The organism is Pseudomonas sp. NFPP24 (assembly GCF_900112095.1).
GTDB lineage: Bacteria > Pseudomonadota > Gammaproteobacteria > Pseudomonadales > Pseudomonadaceae > Aquipseudomonas > Aquipseudomonas extremorientalis.
This window is the reverse complement of the sequence record NZ_FOKD01000005.1, coordinates 392102-415746: the sequence shown is the minus strand read 5'-3', so window position 1 is coordinate 415746 and position 23645 is coordinate 392102. Positions and strand designations below refer to the sequence as shown.

At 61.7% G+C, this 23645-nt stretch carries 25 protein-coding genes, 1 tRNA gene and 1 pseudogene; 12 read left to right on the top strand and 15 right to left on the bottom strand.

Translation table 11 applies throughout. The features are described 5' to 3' along the window. Nucleotides 1-699 carry an NAD(P)H-dependent oxidoreductase gene (locus tag BM026_RS13540; RefSeq protein ID WP_093127286.1) on the top strand — a complete coding sequence of 233 codons (699 nt, stop codon included), beginning with the start codon at nt 1-3 and terminating at the stop codon, nt 697-699. A gap of 15 nt (nt 700-714) precedes the next feature. Here BM026_RS13540 and BM026_RS13535 read toward each other — a convergent pair whose 3' ends face one another. Further along, on the bottom strand, nt 715-1785 hold the full coding sequence (locus BM026_RS13535; RefSeq protein ID WP_092249776.1) for a 3-deoxy-7-phosphoheptulonate synthase: 1071 nt from the start codon (nt 1783-1785) through the stop codon (nt 715-717). A gap of 608 nt (nt 1786-2393) precedes the next feature. On the opposite strand from BM026_RS13535, the gene BM026_RS13530 reads away from it, so the two are divergent. Beyond that, a complete protein-coding gene (locus BM026_RS13530; protein ID WP_092249779.1) occupies nt 2394-3143 on the top strand; it encodes a carbon-nitrogen hydrolase family protein in 750 nt (249 codons plus the stop codon). Further along, complete coding sequence (locus tag BM026_RS13525; protein ID WP_092249782.1) at nt 3144-3575, top strand: GNAT family N-acetyltransferase; 432 nt, start codon at nt 3144-3146, stop codon at nt 3573-3575. Nucleotides 3576-3610: 35 nt separating this feature from the next. Here BM026_RS13525 and BM026_RS13520 read toward each other — a convergent pair whose 3' ends face one another. After that, the gene (locus tag BM026_RS13520) at nt 3611-3850 is read right to left on the bottom strand and encodes a DNA-binding protein (RefSeq protein ID WP_071489635.1); all 240 of its coding nucleotides are present in this window, start codon (nt 3848-3850) and stop codon (nt 3611-3613) included. 82 nt (nt 3851-3932) lie between these two features. Here BM026_RS13520 and BM026_RS13515 point away from each other — a divergent pair, with 82 nt between their 5' ends. The 5 genes from BM026_RS13515 (at nt 3933) to BM026_RS13495 (ending at nt 7648) form a co-directional block, all read left to right on the top strand. Then, a complete protein-coding gene (locus BM026_RS13515; RefSeq protein ID WP_092249785.1) occupies nt 3933-4298 on the top strand; it encodes a helix-turn-helix domain-containing protein in 366 nt (121 codons plus the stop codon). Between the two features lie 151 nt (nt 4299-4449). Beyond that, nucleotides 4450-5091 (top strand): response regulator transcription factor GacA, encoded by a 642-nt coding sequence (gene uvrY, locus BM026_RS13510; protein WP_003190387.1) that lies wholly within the window; start codon nt 4450-4452, stop codon nt 5089-5091. Nucleotide 5092: 1 nt separating this feature from the next. Then, complete coding sequence (gene uvrC, locus BM026_RS13505; protein WP_092249788.1) at nt 5093-6916, top strand: excinuclease ABC subunit UvrC; 1824 nt, start codon at nt 5093-5095, stop codon at nt 6914-6916. Between the two features lie 32 nt (nt 6917-6948). Then, entirely contained in the window at nt 6949-7509 is a 561-nt protein-coding gene (gene pgsA, locus BM026_RS13500; RefSeq protein WP_003232771.1) for a CDP-diacylglycerol--glycerol-3-phosphate 3-phosphatidyltransferase, read from the top strand. 63 nt (nt 7510-7572) lie between these two features. Next, nucleotides 7573-7648, top strand: a tRNA-Gly gene (locus BM026_RS13495). Between the two features lie 187 nt (nt 7649-7835). On the opposite strand, the pseudogene BM026_RS13490 reads toward BM026_RS13495, so the two are convergent. Continuing rightward, nucleotides 7836-9050 (bottom strand): annotated as a pseudogene (locus tag BM026_RS13490) (MFS transporter). Between the two features lie 98 nt (nt 9051-9148). Here BM026_RS13490 and BM026_RS13485 point away from each other — a divergent pair. After that, a complete protein-coding gene (locus tag BM026_RS13485; RefSeq protein WP_093513780.1) occupies nt 9149-10099 on the top strand; it encodes a LysR family transcriptional regulator in 951 nt (316 codons plus the stop codon). A gap of 404 nt (nt 10100-10503) precedes the next feature. Beyond that, nucleotides 10504-11868: an ArnT family glycosyltransferase gene (locus tag BM026_RS13480; RefSeq protein ID WP_093528951.1), complete on the top strand. Its 1365-nt coding sequence runs from the start codon at nt 10504-10506 to the stop codon at nt 11866-11868. Here the strand turns inward: BM026_RS13480 and BM026_RS13475 are convergent. After that, nucleotides 11853-12785 (bottom strand): LysR family transcriptional regulator, encoded by a 933-nt coding sequence (locus tag BM026_RS13475; protein WP_093127843.1) that lies wholly within the window; start codon nt 12783-12785, stop codon nt 11853-11855. The genes BM026_RS13480 and BM026_RS13475 overlap by 16 nt on opposite strands. A 137-nt stretch (nt 12786-12922) precedes the next feature. Here BM026_RS13475 and BM026_RS13470 point away from each other — a divergent pair, with 137 nt between their 5' ends. Together BM026_RS13470 and BM026_RS13465 are read left to right on the top strand one after the other, a co-directional pair. Further along, nucleotides 12923-14254, top strand: a complete 1332-nt coding sequence (locus BM026_RS13470) for an MFS transporter (protein ID WP_092249803.1) — start codon at nt 12923-12925, stop codon at nt 14252-14254. A 19-nt stretch (nt 14255-14273) separates the two neighbouring features. Further along, nucleotides 14274-15023, top strand: a complete 750-nt coding sequence (locus tag BM026_RS13465) for a creatininase family protein (protein ID WP_093528948.1) — start codon at nt 14274-14276, stop codon at nt 15021-15023. On the opposite strand, the gene BM026_RS13460 is transcribed toward BM026_RS13465, so the two are convergent. From BM026_RS13460 to BM026_RS13410, 11 genes are read right to left on the bottom strand one after another with little or no spacing between them, the layout of a single operon-like run. Then, nucleotides 15017-15868 (bottom strand): DUF4198 domain-containing protein, encoded by an 852-nt coding sequence (locus BM026_RS13460; RefSeq protein ID WP_071489627.1) that lies wholly within the window; start codon nt 15866-15868, stop codon nt 15017-15019. The two genes, BM026_RS13465 and BM026_RS13460, sit on opposite strands and share 7 nt — an antisense overlap. An 8-nt stretch (nt 15869-15876) precedes the next feature. Then, nucleotides 15877-16200, bottom strand: a complete 324-nt coding sequence (locus BM026_RS13455; protein ID WP_071489626.1) for a hypothetical protein — start codon at nt 16198-16200, stop codon at nt 15877-15879. Between the two features lie 13 nt (nt 16201-16213). Beyond that, nucleotides 16214-17152: a metal ABC transporter solute-binding protein, Zn/Mn family gene (locus tag BM026_RS13450; protein ID WP_256575521.1), complete on the bottom strand. Its 939-nt coding sequence runs from the start codon at nt 17150-17152 to the stop codon at nt 16214-16216. Then, the gene (locus tag BM026_RS13445; RefSeq protein WP_092249810.1) at nt 17149-18054 is read right to left on the bottom strand and encodes a metal ABC transporter permease; all 906 of its coding nucleotides are present in this window, start codon (nt 18052-18054) and stop codon (nt 17149-17151) included. The genes BM026_RS13450 and BM026_RS13445 overlap by 4 nt, the downstream gene beginning before the upstream one ends. After that, on the bottom strand, nt 18051-18719 hold the full coding sequence (locus tag BM026_RS13440; RefSeq protein WP_093513775.1) for a metal ABC transporter ATP-binding protein: 669 nt from the start codon (nt 18717-18719) through the stop codon (nt 18051-18053). Before BM026_RS13440 ends, BM026_RS13445 begins: the two co-directional genes overlap by 4 nt. Beyond that, nucleotides 18719-19666, bottom strand: a complete 948-nt coding sequence (locus tag BM026_RS13435) for a metal ABC transporter solute-binding protein, Zn/Mn family (protein ID WP_071489623.1) — start codon at nt 19664-19666, stop codon at nt 18719-18721. The genes BM026_RS13440 and BM026_RS13435 overlap by 1 nt, the downstream gene beginning before the upstream one ends. Further along, the gene (locus tag BM026_RS13430) at nt 19663-20364 is read right to left on the bottom strand and encodes a DUF6162 family protein (RefSeq protein ID WP_092249819.1); all 702 of its coding nucleotides are present in this window, start codon (nt 20362-20364) and stop codon (nt 19663-19665) included. The genes BM026_RS13435 and BM026_RS13430 overlap by 4 nt, the downstream gene beginning before the upstream one ends. Further along, entirely contained in the window at nt 20364-20852 is a 489-nt protein-coding gene (locus BM026_RS13425; RefSeq protein ID WP_071489621.1) for a DUF6644 family protein, read from the bottom strand. The genes BM026_RS13430 and BM026_RS13425 overlap by 1 nt, the downstream gene beginning before the upstream one ends. A gap of 32 nt (nt 20853-20884) precedes the next feature. Then, nucleotides 20885-21361, bottom strand: coding sequence for a DUF6644 family protein (locus BM026_RS13420; protein WP_092249822.1), 477 nt, complete (start codon nt 21359-21361; stop codon nt 20885-20887). A 21-nt stretch (nt 21362-21382) separates the two neighbouring features. Then, nucleotides 21383-22870 (bottom strand): alpha/beta hydrolase domain-containing protein, encoded by a 1488-nt coding sequence (locus tag BM026_RS13415; protein WP_092249825.1) that lies wholly within the window; start codon nt 22868-22870, stop codon nt 21383-21385. A 10-nt stretch (nt 22871-22880) separates the two neighbouring features. Beyond that, nucleotides 22881-23627: a hypothetical protein gene (locus BM026_RS13410; RefSeq protein WP_071489619.1), complete on the bottom strand. Its 747-nt coding sequence runs from the start codon at nt 23625-23627 to the stop codon at nt 22881-22883. Nucleotides 23628-23645 lie beyond the last annotated feature (18 nt).

Genomic DNA, 23645 nt, shown 5'->3' with positions numbered 1-23645 from the left:
ATGAAGGTTTTGATTGTTCACGCCCATCCCGAGCCACAGTCGTTCACGGCGGCACTGCGTGACCAGGCGCTCGTCACGCTGCAAGGCCGGGGACACACCGTCAAGGTCAGTGATTTGTACGCCATGCAGTGGAACCCGGTGGCGTCGGCGGCGGATTTTTCCATGCGGGAAAACCCCGATTACCTGGTGTATGCGCTGGAGCAACGCCTGGGAGTGAGGAAACAGTCGATAGCGGCGGATATTCAGGCTGAGTTGGACAAGCTGCTGTGGGCCGATCTGTTGGTCCTCAACTTTCCGATCTTCTGGTTCTCGGCGCCGGCCATACTCAAGGGCTGGATTGACCGGGTGCTGGTGTCGGGCGTGTGTTACGGCGGCAAGCGCTTTTACGATCAGGGTGGGTTGGCGGGGAAGCGGGCGCTGGTCACCGTGACCCTGGGCGGGCGCGAGCATATGTTCGGCGAGGGCGCGATTCATGGGCCGCTGGAGGATATGTTGCGCCCGATCCTGCGCGGCACGCTGGCGTATGTGGGCTATGAGGTGCTGGCGCCGTTTGTGGCGTGGCATGTGCCGTATATCAGTGCTGAGGCGCGGCAGGATTTCCTGGTGGAGTATGAGCAACGGCTGCAAGGGCTGGCGGATGAGCAGCCCTTGGTATTTCCGAAACTTGAGCAATTTGATGAGGCGCTGTACCCGCTGTAGCAGCGCCTTGGTCGTTCAGCCTTGTGCGCGCAAGCGCTCGGCGGCGCTACGCAACAACTGCTCGGTGGCATCCCAGCCCAGGCAGCCATCGGTCACCGACACGCCGTACTTCATCGATGTGCTCAACGGCTGGCAGCCTTCGAACAGGTGGCTTTCGAGCATCATGCCGATCAGCGACGTGTCGCCCTGCAAGCGCTGCTCCAGCACGTCGTTGAACACCGCCGGTTGACGCAGCGGGTCTTTGCCGCTGTTGGCATGGCTGCAATCGACCATGATCCGCGCCGCCACCTTGGACTTGGCCAGGTCGTGTTTCACCTGCGCCACGCTTTGCGCATCGTAGTTCGGCCCACGGTGGCCGCCGCGCAGCACCAGGTGGGTGTCGGGGTTGCCCGGGGTCTGGATGATCGCCGGGTGCCCCTGGCTGTCGACGCCGAAGTGACGGTGCGGGTGGGACGCCGAGCGCATCGCGTCGCAGGCAATCGCCACGCCGCCGTCGGTGCCGTTCTTGAAGCCCACGGGCATGCCCAGGCCGCTGGCCATTTCGCGGTGGATCTGCGATTCGGTGGTGCGTGCGCCAATCGCGACCCAACTGAGCAGGTCATCGAAGTAGCCGGCGGCCATCGGTTGCAGCAGCTCAGTGGCGACCGGCAGGCCCAGGCGCAGCATTTCGCGCATCAGTTCGCGGGACAGGCTGAGGCCGGCGGCCATATCGTCGCTGCCGTCCAGGTGCGGGTCGTAGGCCAGGCCTTTCCAGCCGATGGTGGTGCGCGGTTTTTCGACGTAGGCGCGGATCACCAGCAGCATCTGGTCGCTCACTTCGAGTGCGAGTTTCCTCAGGTTGCGTGCGTATTCCATGGCCGACTCCGGGTCGTGGATCGAGCACGGGCCGACGATCACCAGCAAACGTGAATCCTGGCCATTGAGGATGGCGCGCACGGCGTGGCGATGGGCGTGGACTTGTTCATTGAGGAACGGGCTGAGCGGCAGCTTGAGCTTTAAATCAAGCGCGCTGGGCAAGCGCTGGGTCAGGGCTTCATTGGCGCTGGTCAGGGCAGAAACGGGCAGAGCGGCGGTGGCAGAGTTCATATTCAAGGCTTCCTGGGCAAGCGGCGGGCTGTTCCCGCGCGCCTGGCCCTACTGGGGTGTTCGACAGTGGGCCGTACTGGCTGTGTGTGTTGGCTTGCCACCCATAGGTGACCGATCGGAGGCGGCAGGCTGTCCCGAGCGGAGCTGGCTAAATCGCCATGCAGTGGAAGTGTCGTAGCGGTAATAGGTGGCGTAGTTCATGTCGTGTGTCCTTTAAGTGTTCATCAAAAAATATTGGGGCCTGAAAAAACAAAACCCCCGGTCGGGGAGCCGACCGGGGGTTTGGATTTCTCTGGTAGGCGACCCCTTGAGTAGTGGGCGCCGATTTCAGGTATCAGGCGCGCCAGTGGCTAAACCAATACCCAAAATAAAAGCTGACCAGTGCGCTCGAACCGTTCACACGGGTAGCCGATACCGAGCGCGGGGCGCTGGCAACAGGGCAGACCTGAGGGGTGGTGAGTTGCAACATGGTGTGTCTCCAAATGATGGGGGGAGCTTACTAGAGGCACGCAGGTGGATTCAATCAGTAATTTCTATTGCGCAGGGGTACTGACCGCTATCGACCGCGATATGCTTGTCACACCTTGGATGATTGCCTGGACGCGACCATGACTGCCCTGACCCTTGCTGCTGCTCAATCTGTTTCCATCGCGGGCGACGTGCCGGCCAATATCGAACGGCACTTGGCCCTCATGCACGCGGCGGCCGAACATGGCGTGCACGTGCTGGTGTTTCCGGAACTGTCGTTGACCGGCTATGAGCCGTCACTGGCGGCCGCATTGGCGATTGCTCCCGAAGACGCGCTGCTGGCACCGCTGCGCGAAATGGCACGGGAGTGGGGCTTGACGGCGGTGGTCGGCATGCCGATTCGCCTGGCACCTGGGGCAGGTGTGCTGATCGGCGCGCTGGTGTTGGGGGCAGACGGTTCTCTTGCGGTGTACACCAAGCAGCATCTGCATCCAGGCGAAGAAGCGGTGTTTGCCCCAGGGCAGGGGGGAGCGGCGCTTGACATCGGCGATGAGCGGATTGCGCTGGCGGTGTGCGCGGATTTCTCCCGCGCCAGTCACCCGCGCCAGGCGGCCCAGATGGGCGCCACTGTCTATGCCGCCGGTGTGTTGATCAGCGAAGGCGGCTACGCAGCCGACAGCGCGTTGCTCCAGGGGTATGCGGCCGAGCATGGCCTGGTGGTGCTGGTAGCCAACCATGGCGGGCCATCGGGTGGCTATGTGTGTGCCGGTAGCAGCGCCATTTGGGCCGCAGATGGCCGTTTACTGGCTGCTGCGTCGGGCCTGGGTGATGCGCTGGTAATCGCCCGTCGTGATGGCGCCGTGTGGGCTGGCCAAGTGGTAGCGCTGTAAATGGCGTTTCACCTGCGCGCTGCGACGGACCAGGACTTGCCGTTCGCCCGAACCCTGACCTTTGAGGCCATGAGTCGCTATTACCTGCAATACGATCTGGTGTGGTCCAACGACGGCTTCGATGTGGCTTGGGCGGGCCGCGAAAACTGGCTGATCTGCAACGACGAGACCGTGTTGGGCTTTATCAGTTTGAGCCGCGACAGCCGCGCACTCTATATCCGTGAGCTGCATATGCTTGCGGCATGTCGTGGGCAGGGCGCGGGCAGTTGGGTCTTGGAGCAGATGGCGCTCAAGGCTCAGGCCCTGGGGTTGCTGCGTCTGACCGTGTTCAAGACCAATCCGGCCCGAAGGCTCTATCAGCGCATGGGGCTGAGTATCGTCGGTGAAGAAAACTGCTTCTGGCGCATGGAACGTCTCTGTCCATCAAGCTAAACCACGCACCCAATTCTAATAAGCGCATACTGGCTTCAGGAAATGACCTCCTGATCGTTTTTTTGAGCATCAGCCTCAGAATGGATGATCCCTTCTTTCATGCCCAGGAGGACCGCTACCTTATGGGCCTCTCCACGTCGTCCCTTTTTGCGCCCAGCGAGCACTTGATAGGTGGTTGCCGGATCAACGCCATGTTCACGGGCGAACGCTTGAACTGACTTTCCTTGATGTTCCAGCCAGGCCTTGGCTTGTGCGGCAGTACGGATTCCGGGCATAGTTCAAAACCGTTCAAGTTTGTTCAGCAAAATGATGAGTGTGTCACCTCTTGGGGTGTCCCAACCAGGATCATACATCCAAATGAGTGGAATCGGTTCGCGTTTGAGGCAAGAAAGGGAGCGACTTGGCTTGTCGCAAAAAGTTTTTGGTGAAATAGGCGGCGTTGAAGCCAACGCACAAGGTAAATACGAAAGTGGAGGACGGGCGCCTAAAGCGGACTACCTGTCGCGTGTCGCCGAGAAAGGTGTGGATGTGCTGTACGTGTTGACCGGTACGCCTACCCCGATTCAACTGGACAACCTGAGCCAGGTTGAAGAAAAAGTATTGGGTGACTACCGCGCGATGTTCAAGGAAGACCAGGCTGCAATCCGTCGCTTGACGTCAAGCCTGGCCGAGCACTCCGTGTCACTGAATGGAAAAAGCAGACCGCAGCCCCAGGAATCCTGACCTGCTGCCCAACAAATAGAGCCGTCCACCGCAGGGTGGACGGCTGCTGTGTATTCAAACTCTATATATATGACGCTTGCAGCTAGGTCTGCGCCTTGGTTTTTTGCTAAGGTGTTCAGCAACCTATAAGACCATATCGCGAGGTGTCTGCTTGATTAGGGTGCTAGTAGTCGATGACCATGATCTCGTTCGTACAGGCATTACACGAATGCTGGCTGACATCGATGGCCTGCAAGTAGTCGGTCAGGCCGAGTCCGGGGAAGAGTCCCTGATCAAGGCCCGGGAGTTGAAACCCGATGTGGTACTGATGGACGTCAAGATGCCCGGTATCGGTGGTCTTGGCGCCACGACCAAATTGTTGCGCAGCCACCCGGACATCAAGGTCGTGGTGGTGACCGTGTGTGAAGAAGACCCGTTCCCGACGCGCCTGTTGCAGGCCGGCGCGGCCGGTTACCTGACCAAGGGTGCCGGTCTGGCCGAGATGGTGCAAGCCATTCGCCTGGTGTTTGCCGGGCAGCGTTACATCAGCCCGCAGATCGCCCAGCAACTGGCCATCAAATCTTTCCAGCCCACCAGCGACTCGCCGTTCGATGCGCTGTCGGAGCGGGAAATCCAGATCGCCCTGATGATCGTCGGCTGCCAGAAGGTGCAGACGATCTCCGACAAGTTGTGCCTGTCGCCCAAGACCGTCAACACCTACCGTTATCGCATTTTCGAGAAGCTCGCCATCAGCAGTGATGTTGAATTGACCCTGCTCGCGGTGCGCCACGGCATGGTGGACGCCAGCGCCTGACATGACCACACCGTTTGATCCCAGTGCCTTCCTCTCGACCTGCAGTGGCCGCCCCGGCGTGTACCGCATGTTCGACAGCGAGGCGCGCCTGCTGTATGTCGGCAAAGCCAAGAACCTGAAGAACCGCCTGGCGAGCTACTTTCGCAAGAGCGGTCTCGCGCCGAAAACCGCCGCGCTGGTGGCGCGCATCGCCCAGGTCGAAACCACCATCACCGCCAATGAAACCGAAGCACTGCTGCTTGAGCAGACGCTGATCAAGGAATGGCGGCCGCCTTACAACATTCTGCTGCGCGATGATAAGTCCTACCCCTACGTGTTTTTATCCGACGGCAACTTCCCACGCCTGAGCATTCACCGGGGCGCGAAGAAGCAGAAGGGCAAGTATTTCGGGCCCTATCCCAGCGCCGGCGCGATCCGCGAAAGCCTGAGCCTGCTGCAAAAGACCTTTTTTGTGCGCCAGTGCGAAGACAGCTTCTACAAGAACCGCACCCGGCCGTGCCTGCAATACCAGATCAAGCGCTGCAAGGCACCCTGTGTGGGCCTGGTGGAGCCGGCCGAGTACGCCGAGGATGTGCGTCACTCGGTGATGTTTCTCGAAGGGCGCAGCAATGCCCTCACCGACGAACTCTCCGGCGCCATGGAGCAGGCGGCCAGCACCCTGGATTTCGAAAAGGCCGCCGAACTGCGCGACCAGATCTCCCTGCTGCGCCGCGTGCAGGACCAGCAGAGCATGGAAGGCGGTACCGGTGACGTCGATGTGATCGCCGCCTTCGTCAACCCGGGCGGTGCCTGCGTGCACCTTATCAGCGTGCGGGGCGGGCGGGTGTTGGGCAGCAAGAACTTCTTCCCGCAGACCGGTATCGACGAAGACGTGGCTGAGGTCATGGCGGCCTTCCTGGGCCAGTACTACGTGAGCAGCCCGGAGCGCGATTTGCCGTCGGAGCTGATCGTCAACGTGGTGCACGAAGACTTCCCCACGCTGATCGAGGCGATCCACGAATTGCGCGGCCGCGAGCTGGACATCAGCCATCGCGTACGCGGCACGCGAGCCCGTTGGCAGCAACTGGCCGTGACCAATGCCGAGCAGGCCCTGGGCGCACGCCTGGCCAATCGACAGCACGTCGCCGCACGCTTCGACGCCCTGGCCGAAGTCCTCAACCTGGACGAGCCGCCGCAACGCCTGGAGTGTTACGACATCAGCCACTCCAGTGGCGAAGCCACGGTGGCGTCCTGCGTAGTGTTCGGGCCGGAAGGGCCGATCAAAGCCGATTACCGTCGCTACAACATCGAAGGCGTCACCGCCGGCGATGACTATGCGGCCATGCACCAGGCCCTGACCCGGCGTTTCAGCAAGTTGAAGGACGGCGAGGGCAAACTGCCGGATATACTCCTGGTGGACGGTGGCAAGGGCCAGCTGTCCATGGCCCGCGACGTGCTCAACGAACTGGCGGTGCCCGACCTGATCCTGCTCGGCGTAGCCAAGGGCGCTACGCGCAAGGCCGGTTTCGAGACGTTGTACTTGAATGATGCCGCCCATGAGTTCACTTTGAAGGGCGACTCACCGGCGTTGCACCTGATCCAGCAGATCCGCGATGAGGCGCACCGTTTCGCCATTACCGGTCACCGCGCCCGACGCGGCAAAACCCGTCGAACCTCAACCCTGGAGGGGGTGGCGGGCGTCGGGCCGACACGGCGACGCGACTTGCTTAAACATTTTGGTGGCTTGCAGGAGCTATCCCGTGCCAGCATTGACGAAATAGCCAAAGCTCCCGGTATCAGTAAAAAGCTCGCTGAGTTGATTTATGCGAATCTGCACAGCGAATAGAATGCCTTTCCACCTCGTAGCCAGTTGTGCCGATGAATATCCCTAATCTGATCACCGTTCTACGCGTCCTGCTTATTCCTATTTTCATCCTGTTGTTTTATTTGCCGTACGAATGGAGCTATGCGGCCTCCAGCTCCGTCTTTGCCTTCGCGGCTGCCACCGACTGGCTCGACGGCTACCTGGCCCGTCGCCTGGAACAGAGCACGCCGTTCGGCGCGTTCCTCGACCCGGTAGCGGACAAACTCATGGTGGCCGTCGCCCTGGTCCTGCTGGTGCAGGAACACGGCAACCTGTGGCTGACCCTGCCGGCCGCCGTGATCATCGGCCGCGAAATCGTGGTGTCCGCACTGCGCGAATGGATGGCCGAAATCGGTGCCCGCGCCCATGTCGCTGTCTCCAACATGGGCAAATGGAAAACCGCCGCTCAGATGCTCGCGCTGGTGATCCTGCTGGCCAACCCGTCGGACTTCTCCTTTTGGGTGTTGACCGGCTACGCCCTGCTGCTCATCGCCGCCGGCCTGACCTTGTGGTCCATGCTCCAGTACCTGCGCGCTGCCTGGCCGCATCTGCGCACCACCGTTGAAAAGAAATAAAACATTTTCGAATCAAGGGGTTGACCGGTTCTGATAATTCTATAGAATGCGCATCACCAAGACGCGGGAATAGCTCAGTTGGTAGAGCACGACCTTGCCAAGGTCGGGGTCGCGAGTTCGAGTCTCGTTTCCCGCTCCAAACACAAAAAAAAGCCACTCTAACGAGTGGCTTTTTTTTGCCTGCAATTTACTGGGTGGGCGCTTCGTCCTCTTTTTTCGTGACTTTGATTTTTATCGACGTGCACGGGCAAATGGACTCATTTGGTGCAGAGTTGTGTCCGCCATTCGGCCAGTCTCGATTGCCGATTGTTAGCACAGCTCAACGGTCAACGCCTGAAAGCATGCCTCTTGGCCACCGAGACCATCATCAGCGCCGGCAGCAACAACGCCAGCGCTACCCAGGGAATAGCGCTTGCCCCCCAGGTTTCCAAGAGAACGCCACCGATCACACCGCTGCCTGCAAACGCCAGGTTAAAGACGGTGACCAGTATCGATTGCGCAATGTCAGCGCCGTCTCCGGCAACTTCAGCTAAGGCGGTTTGCAGTAAGGTTGGCGCGCCACCGAAGCTCATCCCCCACAAGACCATGCTGATGTAGATCGCACTGGCGGGCAGGTCACCCAGCCCAAGGACAAACGACACCAGGGTGAATGCTGTCAGGCTGAGCAGTACCAGGCTACGAAGCCTGCCATGAATCAGCGTGCCGATCATCCATAGACCGAACAAGGCCGCAATACCGAATGCAAGGAGGCCCTGATCAACCTGATCGGCCAAGCCAACAGAAGCCAGGAACGCAGCAATATAGGTATAGAAGGTGTAATGGGCCAGGATCCAGACCATGACCACCGCCAGTACCGGCCGCACCCCCGGGGTTTGCAAGACCCTGCGCAGCGGCAGGCGTCGATCGGCGCGTTGTCCGGGGTAATCAGGCACTTTCAGATAGATCCAGGCCATCAGCAAAAGGCTGAGTCCTGAGAGCGTCCCGAACACGCATCGCCATCCCAGCAGTTTGCCGAGCCAGGCACCCAGCGGTACGCCCAGGGCAAGTGCCAGAGGGATGCCGAGCATGGCCAGCGCCATAGCGCGACCTTGCAGTGGTGGGGTGACCAACCGTCTGGCGTAGCCGGCCAGCAGGCTCCAGGCCAGACCGGTTGCAATACCCACCATGAAGCGAGCCGCCAGCGTCAATGCAAACCAGGGCGACAGGGCGGTCACCGCATTGCAGGCGCAAAACACCCCGACCGCCAGTAACAGCACCCCGCGCCGACGCCAACCCTGCAACGCGAGCGTCAAAGGAATAGCCGCCAACCCTGAGCCCAGTGCACACAGTGTCACCATCTGACCGGCCCATGCTTGCGACACACCAAATGCTTCGGCGATTTGCGGCAAAAGTCCTGCCGGCACCGTTTAGTTGGCGGTGGCGATAAAGCTACCCAATGTCAGCGCCAACAGGGCCGTCAGTGGGAGACCCTCGGTAGTGAGGTGTTCGATATTGCTCGATGTTGTGAAAGAGCCATTTTCAACCTGTGATTTGCCGGTCATGACTTGTGCTCAATGGGAGAGGAGGCATGAGTGTGATGAATTGCCTACGATTTGATAATTGGCTTAACATTTGATGAGCTATCAAATTTGAATTGAATATGGCCACTGACCGATTGGGTGATATGCGTTTGTTTGTCGAGGCGGCAGCACTCGGCAGCCTGTCTGCCGCAGGGCGCAAACTGGCGCTGTCGCCAGCCGCGGCCAGCGCGCGCCTTATCAAGCTTGAGGCGGCGCTGCGCACCAAATTGTTTGATCGCACAACGCGTCAGTTGCGCCTTACGGAAGAAGGTCGGTTTTACTTGCAGCAGTGCTGGGTCGCATTGCGGGCTATTGATGAGGCGGAAGCGGGGCTTCAAGCCAGTCAAACTGAGGTGCGTGGCAAGGTACGGATATCCGCGTCTGCCGATTTTGGCCGCAATCTTTTGAATGACTGGCTTGAGGCATTCAGTAAGTTGCACCCGGAACTGTCCGTTGCGCTGACGTTGTCGGATTCGGTGTCGAATCTGCTGCAGGACGATATTGATCTGGCAATCCGGTTTGGGCAGCCACATGAAAGCTCGATGATCGCCAGGCAGTTGGCGCCCAACTGGCGAGTACTGTGCGCTTCGCCTGACTATCTGGCGCGATACGGCGAACCGCAGACCCCTGCTGACCTGGTGAACCACAAGTTCATCGTGCTGGTGACTGGCGCAGGGCCCTTGAACACCTTTCACTTTGTGGTGGACGGTCAGGCATGGAACTACACCGTACCTATGAGCCAGGCATGGGAAACCAATGATGGCGCACTCGCGCGCGCATGGGCGTTGGCCGGGCATGGCATTGCACGCAAGACCATCTGGGATGCGGCAGCCGATATCTGTGCTGGACGACTGAACGTCCTGTTGCCTGACTTTTGTGTCCCAGAGGCCGGCGTCTACGCGGTGCTACATGGCAACCGTTACCGGGTTCCCCGCGTGCGTGTATTGCTGGACTTCCTTATCGAACAGTTCGATTGCGCAACCGATCAGTTGTTGTCAGGCCTTGAAATGCCTGATGCCAGGAGGCTGTAAGCCACGCGATCTTACGAGGAGGGATTGAGGGGGAGAACAGGGAGTTGATGTGCGGATAACTGATTGATGTACCACCGGGTGTCTACCCTTGCTTTTTGCTCTTGTTCCGAATTTTTGCACGGACTGCTTATTTTTCAAGGTGACCGGATTGTTTATAAAACTATTCCTTGGTGCCTCTTCACATGACGCACACAACAAGGCGCTAAATTAAATTCAGTTGAAGTTTTTCTTAGGCTGACTTCGCATTTTTTTAACGCATGTTCAGCGAATGTTCAGAATGCCACGGCGAGTTGCCGGGTTGAATGAATACAGTGTGCGGCCTTTACAACTCTTCACTTTTCCAATCTGGAACGCCTGAAAAGCAAAGTGCTAGTCTGCGCTTTTTTCAGGGACGGCAAGGTCGCATGAATAAGCTAAAGGAAGTGGCTGTAAAAAAGCCCTGTTCATTTATTTTTGTGGTCGCGTTTATTGTATTGGCTGTCCTGCAATACAAGCCCGCCGTGCTCAATTACACCACGCGCTTTGTCGACTTTGCCCAATATATGCTTGCGCACGGCGTCACGCTGTTTCCAATCGCCGAAGATCTGCAGCCTTACCCCGATTACACGGTGATCAATACACTCCTGGTTTATCTGGTGTCCTTGCCGTTTGGCCGTGTCTCCATTCTGTCGATGGGCGTGCCTTTTTGCGTCGCTGCCGCGTTGATGTTGGTGTTCATTTATAAATTGGGGGCTTTGCATGAGAAGAAGTGGGGCGCCTACGGGGTGGTGTTTGCGCTGTTCACCTGGTCATTCCTGGACGGCGTGAACTCCCTGGCGCTGGATGTGTACCCGGCACTTTTTACGGTGGTGTGCTTTTACCTGGCCTACGCGGGCGAGGTGCACCAACAGCGTTATCGGTTGCCGCTGGTACTCGCGGGCCTGGCACTGGGCTTTGCGTTTCGTGGCCCGATCGGCCTGATCGGACCTGCCAGTGTCGTCGCCTCTTATTACCTGTTGAGCCGGCAGTGGCGCATGCTGGTGGTGTTCTCATTATTGGCGGGCCTGGTCCTGGCCACGGGTATCGCGGTGCTGACCTGGGCGGCCTATGTGCAGGGCGGCGTTGCTTTTCTGCAAGAGGTTTTGATCATGCAAGGACTCGGGCGGTTCGGCAGTGATCACGCGCCCCGTTATTACTTCTACTTTTCGGCAGGCTTGCTGACCTACGGTGTCACCGCCTTGATTGCAGTGAGTGTGATCATCAGGAAGGGCAAACACTTTTTCGACAGTACGCCTCATGCCGCCACGAACATGCTCCTGTACCTCACCGGCTGGCTCCTTGTGATCATTGTGCTGTTCACGATTCCAAGTTCGAAAAAGGCGCGTTACATACTGTCGATCACGCCAGCTATTTCGTTGTTGGCGGCCTATGTCTTCGTGGACCGCAGTGAAATGTTTGCAAACACCCGGAAAAAACTGCTTGGGTTCTGCCTGGAGTTGCCGCTGATAGGCCTCGTTATGCTGTTACTTGCCTATGGGTACAGTTCGTATGCGGTGACCCCGCTGCAGCCCAACTACCTCGGTGCCTGCCTGGGTCTGATTACGCTAGTCGCCGTGCGGCCCTGGTTGGAATCACGTTTTCACGGGCATCCCAATCGTGAGTTCGTCATCTTTTCTTTCGGGGCTGTCACCTTTCTCATACTGGATATGTTTTTCTTCAATTGCGTTACTTACCATCTGGAGTTGGCCCATGAGCCGACGCCTAAATTCCTGCCTTATTGGTTCTGGTGAACAGTGGGCATGCAAAACATCGGCAACCGCTCCAGCATCCACGTCAACAATTCCTGAGCGGGCGCCGCCAGCGGTCTTGAGGCCTTCACCAACAGCTTGGCCTCCACCCCCAGCAACAGCGGATGGTCGATCAGCACCGACGCCAGCTCGCCGTTTTCAATTTCTCGATAGGCCGCGAACTCCCCGGCCAGCGAGGCAAAGCCGCCAGTGGCAACCAGGCGCTTGAGTGCCGCCAGGGAGTTGCTGACCAGGGTCGGGCGTACTTCGATCTTCTCGGCGTATTCCAGCAGGGTGATGGCATGGCCAATACCAAATGTGGTCGGCGTCAGCACCAATGGGCATTCCAACACCTCCGTCACGGTCGCCAAGGTGCCGCGCACTGCCAGCGGATGATCGGGACGCACCAGCAACATCACCGGCTGCAGCGAGGCGGCGCGGTAGTCGATGTGTGGATGGGGCGGCGGGTTGTAGGCCAGGCCGATATGCGCACGGTTTTCGGCGACTTCGTTGAGCACATCGTCCACCGGCAGGATGTCCAGGGTGACTTCAAGCCTGGGGTATTGCTTGCTGAAAGGCGCGAGCACGTTGTCGACCAGCGCATCCACATAGCCTTCGCTGATCACCACCCGCACATGGCCTTGCTGCAGGCCCTTGATGGCTTGCAACTGGTCTTCGAGTTTTTCCTGGTGCGAGCGATAGCCGCGCCAGAACTCCAGCAGATGCGCCGCCGCCTCGGTGGGCTGAACGCCACGGGCCTGGCGCTCGAACAGCTTGGCGCCCAATTCCTCTTCCAGCAGCTTGATCTGGCGGGTGATCACCGAGGGCGAGGTGTTGATGCTGTCCGCCGCCCCCCTGATCGAACCGTGCACCAGCACTTCGTGGAAGTAGCGAAGACGTTGTTGATTGATCTCACGCATGAAGGATGACCCGCTCCAGAAGTTGTGTTGCCTGCAGAGCAACGCTAAGTGAACTTAGTTGCTCTTGCTGCTTATCGTGGGCCGGCGCACCCTGAATTGGCAAGTACGCAGACCCACAAAAACAACTGGAGACTCGTATGCCAACCTCCCTGGCACCGGCAGAAAGTGCAGCCATTTCTGCCCTCTACCACAAGCTCAACTGGCGGCTGTTGCCGCTGTTGTTCATCGGCTATGTCTTTGCGTACCTGGACCGCATCAACGTGGGCTTTGCCAAGCTGCAGATGCAAAGCGACCTGGGCTTGTCCGATGCTGCCTACGGCGCCGGCGCGGGGATTTTCTTTATCGGCTACGTGCTGTTCGAACTGCCCAGCACCCTGATGCTGCCCCGCATCGGTGCGCGTAAAACCTTTAGCAGGATCCTTGTGCTGTGGGGCATCACCTCGGCGTGCATGTTGTTTGTACGGGACGTGCCGACGTTCTATGCGATGCGTTTTCTGCTCGGCGTATTCGAAGCCGGGTTCGCTCCCGGCATGATCTATTACCTGTCGCGTTGGTACGGCCCGAACCGCATGGCGCGGGCGATTGCCATTGTGTTTATCGCCGGTCCCATGGGCGGCATTCTGGGCGGACCCTTGTCGGCCTGGCTCATCACCACGCTTGCCGGTGTCGGCGGTCTGGCCGGCTGGCAATGGATGTTTTTGATTGAAGGCTTGCCCTGTGTATTGCTCGGCGTGCTCATGTACGTCGTGCTGTCCGACCGGCCCGCCGATGCGCCTTGGCTGAATGAGGCGGAAAAACAGCTGTTGGAAACCGAACTGGGCACGGCGAATGCCCGCAGCCATTCGTTCCGTGCGGTACTGCGCGACCCTAAGCTGTATGTCCTGGCCTCGGCGTACTTCTGCATCATCTTCTCGATCTACGCCATGAGTTTCTGGCTGCCGGCGATCATCAAGACCCTGGGCCTGCAAGACACCCAGCAAGTGGGCTGGTATGCCGCCATGCCCTATGTCGGGGCGGCACTGGGCATGTACTGGATCGGGCGCCGCTCGGACCGCCTGGGCGAGCGCCGGCTGCACTGCGCCGTCCCGGCGGCCACCGGTGCGCTCCTGCTGATGCTCTATCCCCTGGCGGGCGGCCACCTGGTGGGGTCGATGATCGTGCTGACCCTGTCGATCAGCATGATGTTCATGGCCTACACCGTGTTGTGGGCGATGCCCTCCGAGCACATCAAGGGCGACGCGGCCGCAGGCGGCATTGCCTTGATCAACACCATCGGCCTGTCCGGTGGTTTCTGGGGCCCGGCCATGATCGGCTGGGCCAAAACCGCCACGGGCAGCTTGAACACGGGGGTCGTTGCCGTGGGCTGCGTGTTCCTGTGCGCGGCGTTCGTGATCATCGCGACCAAACCGCGAACGCGCACCGGCTCGGCGGGCGAATACAGCGCGGGTCGAGTGGCCCGCCATCATTGAAAACCCTGAGGAACCCAAGATGCTTCTATACCTGTCGACCTGGGCCGAGATCGGCCAATTTCTCGAGCGCAGCCGCACCATCGTCATCCCCATCGGCTCCAACGAACAGCACGGGCCGACCGGGCTGCTCGGCACCGACTGGATGTGCCCCGAGATCATTGCGTGCCAGGCGCAAAAAAACGCCGATATCCTGATCGCGCCGACCTTCAATATCGGCATGGCGCAGCACCATATCGGCTTCCCCGGCACGATCTCATTGCGGCCCTCGACGTTCATTGCCGCGATCAGCGATTGGGTGCATTCGCTGGCGGCCCATGGCTTTGAAAAGATCCTGTTTCTCAATGGCCATGGCGGCAACGTCGCGTCCATTGAAGCGGCGTTTTCCGAGCTGTATGCCGAAGCCAGCTTTGCCCGTCGCCCGGCGGGGTTCGCCCTGAAGTTATGCAACTGGTGGGACCTGGAAGGCGTGGGCGAACTGGCCAAGGCGCAGTTCCCCACCGGCCACGGCATCCATGCCACGCCGTCCGAGATCGCCGTGACCCAATGGGCCTACCCGGACTCGATCAAAACCGCCGACTACTCACCCCGGATCGCGCCGTGGGGGCCGATCCGCGAGGCCTTCGATTTCCGCGCCCGCCACGTCGATGGGCGCATGGGCTCGGACCCGGCGCAGGCCTCGCCGGAGAAAGGGCGAGACCTGGTGATGATGGCGGCACAGGGCTTGATTCGCGAAGTCGAGGCGTTCAGTTGCGAGCCAATAGCTCAATGAGCGATACCTGAGTCCTTGCCGGGCACCATGTCCCTGGCCTGCACCCACAACACCGCATCCTGCGACAGCGGCTTGCCCTTGTGGGTCTTGGTCGCGCCGATGTCGAGCGCGGCAATGCCCCACCAACCGGCGCGGGGCAGGCCCAGGGTCACGATGCCCTGGGCGTCCGCGTAGGTGCTCTGAGCGTTGAATGAAGCTTGCGGCGCGGTGACGTAGGCTGCCTGGCCGAAGCTATTCTGCTCGATATCGACGGCATGGTTGAGGTATTCGATTTCGACTTCGGCGAACGGCACCGGTTTTCCATCGGCCAGTACCACGGCGCGGAACACGCCACCCGTCCAGTTTGCGTAGGGTTTGCTCAGCGGCTGGATCTCCACCGGCAAGCCCTGCGGCTCGGCCCAGTCGCCGGGGACGCCGCCGACGTTGACGATCAGCTTGGTGAACTGTTGGATGTACAGGCCTTCCTCGGCTTCCAGGTAAGGTTCGGGTTCGAGGACGAAAATATGGTCGCCCAGCGAGCGCATCAACTCCCGCGGGATTGAAGCACGATAGGCCGTCGCCTGGTTGTCGCGGCTCTGCCACTGCACCGGCCGCAGGTATTGGCGCAGGTCGATGGTCTTGCTGCCGTGGGCGCTCACCTGGCTGAACGCCCGGGGCTTGTCCATCACCAGGGTGGGACCACCGGAAAAGGGGTGGGTGAACACCAGCGCAAACTCCAGCTTATCGCCGCGCTGTGGCGCCGTGTCTTCGACGTAGAGCATCTGGAAGTGGGCCTGGGCGGCACAGGCCACGCAGCCGAAAGTGGCGCCGGCGAGGGTTTGGAACAGTCGTCGTGTGAAGGTCATGGTCTGTTTCACCTGGAAATGTCGGCGGACTGGATCGTCGCGTCATGGTTGTCGCCACCCAGGAACAACACGGTGTAGTCGCCTGCGGGGGCCTGGAACGTATAGGTGTTGTCCGCGCCGATGCTGCCTTCGAGCAGCAGCTTGTTGCGGGCATCCTGGACACGGATTTTTCTCCCGACGGCGGAGCTGCCGTCGGTGTAGCCGGCCTCGCATTTCACCTGGTCATCGTGTTCGAGGTAGCAGTCGAACACCGGGCCATGGGCGAAGGCCGCCTGGCAGCACGACAGGGCTGCTGTCATCAGTATCAAACGGGTTGGACCCAAGGGTTTCATGAGCGCTCCACAGTCAAGGGTGTTGCAGGGGGGCGAAGGCCGCCAGCAGGGCGTCCAGGTTCGAACTCAGCAGGGCCTCGTAGCCGTTGCTTGCATCGGCGCCGGTGTCCAGGAGCACCAGGCGTGCGCCACCGTCTTCGATGGCCTTGGCGATCCTGGTGTCCGGCGCCCACTTGTGCACGACGACGCGAATGTCACGCTCGCGCAGGTAGCGGGTCAGCGCAGCACAGTCAGCGTCGCTCCAATCGATGTCCTGCCGCACGAACCAGCCGTCGACATAAATGCCGAACTCGCCGAACAGGTAGATGAATTCGTCGGCCAACGACAGCACGCGCAGGTCCGGCACCGCCAGCAGCCGGGCGCCGTAGTCGGCCTTCAGTCGGCGCAAGCGGCTGTCGAGTGCGGTGAGGTTGCGCTCTATGCGTGGCGCGTCTACGGGAGACAAGCGTTCCAGGTCGGCCGCGATCAGCGCCGACATGCGCATGGCGTTGACGGGGCCGAGCCAGGCATAGGGTGACAGGCCGTCGTCGGCCACTTGCGCGCCCGCCCAGGGCACGTCGTTTGGCGGCACGCGGGCCACGGCCACGCCGGGCTTGATGGCGTCCCAGGAATGTGACGCGTCGATCTCGACGATCCGCAGGTTGTGGCGACGGGCCGCGGCATACAAAGGATCGGCACGCCACAGGCTGCTCAAGGTGACCACCGCCGTCGCCTGCTCGAACACACTGGCGTCCAGGCGTGACAGCGCATTGGCCTGGCTTTGCAGGGACACCGCCGCATCGGGCGGCACACGCACCACCTCAAGGCGAGTGCCGTCGCCGAGTGCCGAGGTGAGTGCATACAGCGCCGGCAACGCCACCAGCACCTGGTCCGCCTGGGCCAGCAACGGGCTGCCCAGCAGTACCGCCAACAGCGCCAGTCTTGGGCGGCACGTAGCATTCAGCCATTTCATACGCTGGCCCCTCTGAACCGGGCCGTGGTCGCCCGAATGACGGTGGTGACGACGAACACCAGTGCCGCAACGATCACGATGGCGCCGCCCGTGGGCACGGGAATGTGGAACTGCATCGGCGCCAGGATGCCGACCACGCAGGAAAACGTCGCGATCAACACGGCGCGGGTTACCAGTGCCGGCAGTGAATGGCTGATGTTGCGGGCCGCCGCTGCCGGTATCAGCAACAGCGCTTCGACGAGCACGGCGCCGATGATTTTCAGGCAGGCCACTGTGACCAGGGTGACCAGCACCACGAACAGGTAGTCGACACTGCGCACCCGCACGCCGCGCGCATGGGCCAGGCTTGGGTTGAGGCTGGCCAGCAGCATGCCGTTGTACAGCGGCAGCCCGATCAGCGCGCAGATCGCGGTGACTACCAGCAACACGTTCATGTCGGTGTGGTCCACCGCCAGGATGGAGCCGAACAGCACGCTCTCCATCACATGGGTGTTGATCTTCGCCGACACGAACAGCAGCAGCGAGGCGCCCATTGCCAGCGAGATCGACAGGAACACGCCGATCAGCGTGTCATTGGCCAGCGTGGTGCGATGCTGGGTGTACTTGAGCGTCAGGGCGAACAGCAGGCAGAAGCCGAACATCGAAAAGTAAGGCGAGGTGTAGGACTCGCCGATCAGCACGCCAATGGCCACGCCGGTCATCGCTGCGTTGCCCACCGATTGGCTGAAGAACGCCATGCGCTTGATCATTACCATCGAGCCGAGCACGCCCAGCAGCGGCCCGATCAGCACCGCGCAGAGCAATGCGTTGATCACGAACTCGTACTCGAAGGGTTGCGGCAGCACGCCCGTCGCAGCGAGCGCCTGGAGGTGCTCGCGAATGAAGTCGTACAGCGCGTTCATCGCACGTTCTCCCATTGGGCGGGGCTGCCATGGAACGACACCCGTTGATTGATCACCGTGACCGATTGCGCAACGCGCCTCACTTGTTCCAGGTCGTGGTTGATCCACAGGATGGTGACGCCTCGGTCGTGCAGTTCGGCGACCAACGCCTCCACCAGGCGCACGCCGGGTTCATCGATGCCGGCGGTCGGCTCGTCGAGGATCAAGAGCCAAGGCACCGGGCTGATCGCCTGGGCCAGCAACACACGCTGGCGCTGGCCTCCGGACAGACTGCCGAAGGGCTTCGCGCCCATCGCCGCCACGCCGGTACGCGCGAGGGCCGCAGCCCTGAGTGCCTTGGCTGCGCGGCTGGAACCCAGGAAGGCCGGTCGGCGTTGGCCGAGCATGGCCATCACGTCGTTGACGGTCATCGGCACATTGCGGTCGAAGTCCAGCAGCTGCGGGACATAGCCCAGTGGCGTGGTGATCTCGCCCTCCAGCCGTACCGACCCCGAATGCGGCATCTGGCCCAGCAGTGTGCGCACCAGTGAAGTCTTGCCGCCGCCGTTGGGGCCGACCAGGCAATGCAGGGCGCCGGCCTCGACCCGGAAACTCACGGCATCGAGCACCCGGGTGCCGCCCAGTTGCAGGGACACGTTGTCAAACACGATGGCAGGTCCACGCATCACGGGGTGCTCCTGGCTGGCTGGGTGAACTCAATGGCCTGGGCCAGGGTTTCGAGGTTCTCGGCCATGGCCACCTCGAACTCGTCCGCGCTATAGGCGTTGCCGGTGATGTGCGACAGCGCGAAGACCTTCACGCCGGTGGCGGCTTCGATCGGCTTGGCCAGGTCGAGGGAGAAGTTCTTCTCGGCAAACAGTACGCGCACGTTGGCGCGCTTGATGGCCTCGATGGTGTTGGCCAACTGGCGTGCCGTCGGGGCCACGCCATGGCGTGGTTCAATCACCGCGCTGACGAACAGGCCGAACTCCTGCATCAGGTAGTCGTAGCCGGCATGGGTGGTCGCGCAACGGAACGCCGAGAGGTCCAGCGCGGCGAAGCGGGTCATGAAGCGCGCGCGCAACTCGCGGATCCGCGCGGCATACGCCAGGGCGTTGTGGCGGTACGTCGCTGCGTTGTCCGGGTCCAGTTCGCCCAGCCGGCGGGCGATCTCGAACACCTGCTGGATCGCCGCGGTGGTGGACACGAACGTGTGTGGGTTGACCACCTTGACCCCGCTCTGGTCGCCCGCGATGGGAATCAGGGCCACCGATGCATTGGCCTGGATGATCGGCAACGTCGCCGTGCGCCCGGCGGCCTTTACGATCTGGAAAGCCCATTCATCGTGGCCGATGCCGTTGACCACCAGCACATCCAGGTTCATCGCCCGGGTGATGTCGTCGGGTTGCGGCTGGTAGTTGTGCGGGTTCGCCTCGGGCGGGATCAGCGCAATGACCTGCGCCCGGTCACCGACGATGTTCGCCACGAAACTGTAGTAGGGGTGGAGCGTGACGCCGATCCTGAGCGGTTTGCCCGAGGCGGTCGCGGTGCCTGCGAGTGCAACCACAGGCATCAGCATCAACAGCGCAAGGCATCTGCGCCACCGTGACGGGCGTTGGGTAGCGGTAGTCATGGCTGGGTTCCTTTGACACGTTCGACTTCGCTGGCGCCGTCGTATGGAATGACCTGGCGCCAGCCATCGCCGACCAGCGACTCGGGCTTGACGATGCCAGGGTAGGGCGCGTTCGGGTCGGGATGGACCCAGATCGTCGCTTGGTTGGCCCACATCACACCGGCGTGGGCGTGACCGATGACCAGCAGGTAGGCGCTCTGGCCCGTGGCGCGGCCGCCAACGCCGTAGTACACCGTGGCACCCTGGCCCTGGGTGGCTTGCGACACCTGGTTGGCGCTCGGATCCGCCGGTGCATGGGCGTCGCCGGAAAGCCCGTGGGCCTGGTGGGTACCCGGCAAAATCAACTGCCATTGCACCTCGCCATGGGTCTTCCAGAAACCGTCGCGGTAGAAGGGCGGCAACAGCAGCTTTTGCGCATGCTCCAAGGTGATCCAGCCGCCCGTGTCGTTGTTGAACCAGATGATTTCCTCGCCGGCCGGCAACAGCGCGCTATGGATCGCCTGGTCGACTGCGCCCAGACCGTCGAAGGAGCGCACCTGCCAGCTCAAGGGGATGGGCGGGCCGGCTTTCTGCGGGCGCAGGGTCACATAGCCGGCCACGCCGGCGATCACGGCCAGGGTCGCCAGCAGCAGCGCCAGCGACTCCCAGCGCCCGGAGCGCGGGCGCACCACCGTGATTGCATCGCTCAGGCTGGCCATCAGAGAAACGCAATCCAGCGGCCGAGGAAAATCACCCCTGCCCACAGCGCCAGTGAACTGAAACCCGCCACGCGTGCCTGGCTGGGCGGCGGTAGCGTGGTGTCCCATTCGCCGATGCGGCGAAAGGCGCCCAGGTGGAACACCCCCATGTTCAGCCCGGCCAGCACCAGCAGGCCCATCTTCCACAGGAACGCGGTGTTCTGCACATAGGTCGTGCCATTGGCGCAGAACATCAGCAGGCCGGTCATCACGCACACCACGAACGCGACCCAGGTGTAGGGCAGCAGATCCTGGATCAGCTTCAGCGCACTGCGCCGATGGGAGGCCACGCCCAGCAGGCGCAGGTCCACCACGGCGATGGTGCCGTAGACGATGGCGATGCCGATCACATGCACCGATTCAAGCAATGGGAAGACCGAGCCCGACTCACGGATGAACGCGGCGACGGGAGTGTCCTGGAGGGTTTGCAGCAGCGGTTGGATGTCCATGGCGAGTACCTCAAGGCTTGGGTTGAAAACGCTTAGATCGTGTAGGCGATCCAGCGACCGCAAATGATCACCGCGCACCACAGGCCGATCGACAGCCAGGCCAGTGCCTTGATGGGGCGCGTTTCGCGTTCATCGGGGGCTCGCAGCAGTGGGCGCCGCAGGAGTAACGTCAGGGTGAACGCCGTCACCACCAGGACCATCTTCAGCCAGAACGTGGTGTTGACGAGTACCCGGTCGGGCTCGGCGATGATCATGATCAGCCCGGTGAAGAGCAGGACCATGAGGGCGTTGCGCATCCACGGGTAGTAGCGGCGCACCACACCCCGCAAGGGCTCGTCCGTGGCGAGCACCCCGGCCAGGCGCAGGTCGCTGACCAGCGCCGAGCCGAACAGCACGGTGATGGCGATGATATGAATGCTCTGGACCGTGGGGATGACCCAGAGGACGTCACGGATGGCGGTGCTCAAGGGCGTCGCATAGAGCCAGGCAATGATGAGTGACGATGACATCGGCGTACCTTCCTCGTGGGGTTAGAAGTCTTGGGGCGTGGCGATCGGGCGCAGGCCCGCCGCATCGTCTGGAAGCAGGTAGCCTTCCTTGACCGACTGGGCCTTGGCCTCTTCGAATTTCTGGGCGTAGCGGTTGAAGTTTCCATAGCGCCGGCCAAGCACGTCCTTCGCATAAGGCACCTTGGTGTCGTAGATCAGCCCGCAGCCGGTCTCCTGGTCGGTGAGGTAAGTCGCGCTGGGCACCTGCACCCACGGCGGGCGCACGCCGCCCAGCAGGTTGCCGGTGGAGGGCGCGCGCGCAGCGGCTTTGCCGTCACGCACCACCCGGGACGCACGGGGCATGGGGGTGCCCTCGCGCACCCATTGATCCATGCGCTCGAACAGCGCCGACACCACCAGTTCCACCGGTTCGTCGTACAGCGTCTGGCAACGTGGGTCGTCGCCCTTGCCGACATCGGCGGCGAACCGTTCGGTATGCTGCGTGCCGAGGTCGGCCAGGCGCAGGTGGGGCATGCCGGTGACTTCGTAGTAGCGCACCTGCGGGCTGTCGGTGTCCGGCGGCAGGGGGATGCCTTCGAGCACGTCATGCATCAGTTCGGACTGGCTGTAGACGGTCACGAACGGCACGCCCTCGGGCATCCGGCGTGGCAGCCGGATCACGTCGCCACCGACTTCGCCATAGGCCATGCGGCCGGTCATGTAGGCATCGATCAGTGGTGTGTCGTCGGGCATGCGCCATTGCTGGTGGCGGCCCTGGTCGAGGTAGTCCATCCAGACCTGGGCGGTCACCGCCCAGCTGTTCACATACACGCGCTGTACGGCGAAGCCGGCCAGTGGACCTTGTGTCGCCGGGGTCTTGAGCAGCAACGCGAGTTGCGCGCCGATGCCCTGGGATTGCGGCACGAACGGGTCGGGCGCGTTGCCCCGGGTGAAACGTTGCGGGTCGTAATAGGTACCCAGCGGTGCGTACCGTGCGAAGTCGAAGCGGCGCATGAACTCGAAGTTCACGATCCGCCCGTACTGGGTAATCCCATCGGCCTCGGCCGCCGGGGTGTCCGCAATGAACTTCGGATCAACGGCCGGCTGGTTGAGGTTCAGGGTGTACCCGACAAACGCATAGCCGCGCCGCAGCAGGTAGTCACGGGTCAGGATCCAGCCGGCACCGCGCTCGCCGAACCAACTGAATGGCTCGATCACCACGGTGCCGTTGAACCGCGCCGGGTCCGTTGGCTTACGCACCAGGATGCGCGTGGTGTAAGGCGCCTCCAGCAGGGTTTGACCCGCTGCGGTAATGGCCGGGGCGACGCCTTGCAGGTAAAACTCTTCCTCGGTGTAGCCGTACCTGTCGAGGTCGCTGTATTCGGTGCCGGGACGCCTGGCCGACGACAGCGGCAACTGGCCCGACGGCGGGATGGCAATCGCCGTGGGCATGCGTGGCACTTCTGCCCACGCGTTTGCCGTGAGGGCCAGCGATAGCAGCATGCCGCCGAGGATTATCGAGCGTTCCATGCGGTCAACCTCACTCAAGGCTGAGGGACGCCTTGCCCTCGCTGTCGATCACGATCTGGTTGTTTTCGCAGACGTACTCCTGGATGGCGTAGCTGGAGCGTTTGTACTCGAAGGTGAAGCGATAGGGCGTGGCAAGCACCTGCGGGTCTTCGATCAGCACCTGGTCTTCCAGGCGGTCCGGCCCGCGCAGGCGGATGCGTTCGGTGATCTTCATGTCCGGGCCGTGGGGCACGTCATAGAACCGCACATCCGTACGCACCCGCTGGGTCTCCACCACCAGGGTGTCGCCTTCCCAGTGCCCACGGGAATGGCCCTGGTAGAGCGGGTCGAGCTTTTCCTTGGGCGGCATGGCCTGGTTCAAGCGGATGCGGCGGACCTGTTGCAGGTACTCGCCGAGCACGATCACGTCCTGGTCGTCGTGGATGATCTGGATCGGGAACAGCGCCGCCATCAGTGTCGGCATGCCCTCGGGCAGGCACCGCGAGCTGGTGGTGGCCAGCGGCGTCCCGGCTTCGTTGGCCGCCGCCTGTTTCTTCTTGAGTGCGGCGTATTCGGCGGCGTAGGGCGCCTTGAGGTCCATCGGCCCGCCCGGGTGCACAGGGTCGTCCGGGTTCTCGCCGAACCAGTCGTCCGGGGTTCTTTCCCAGGTGCCGCTGATGTCGGGGCGGTGTTTATTCGGTGTTGTCGCGGCGTTGCCGATGCCGGCGCAGGTCACAAGGACCACGGCCAGGGCGAGCAAGGTTCGTGTCGGTTTCATGGGGTGTCTCCACGCGGC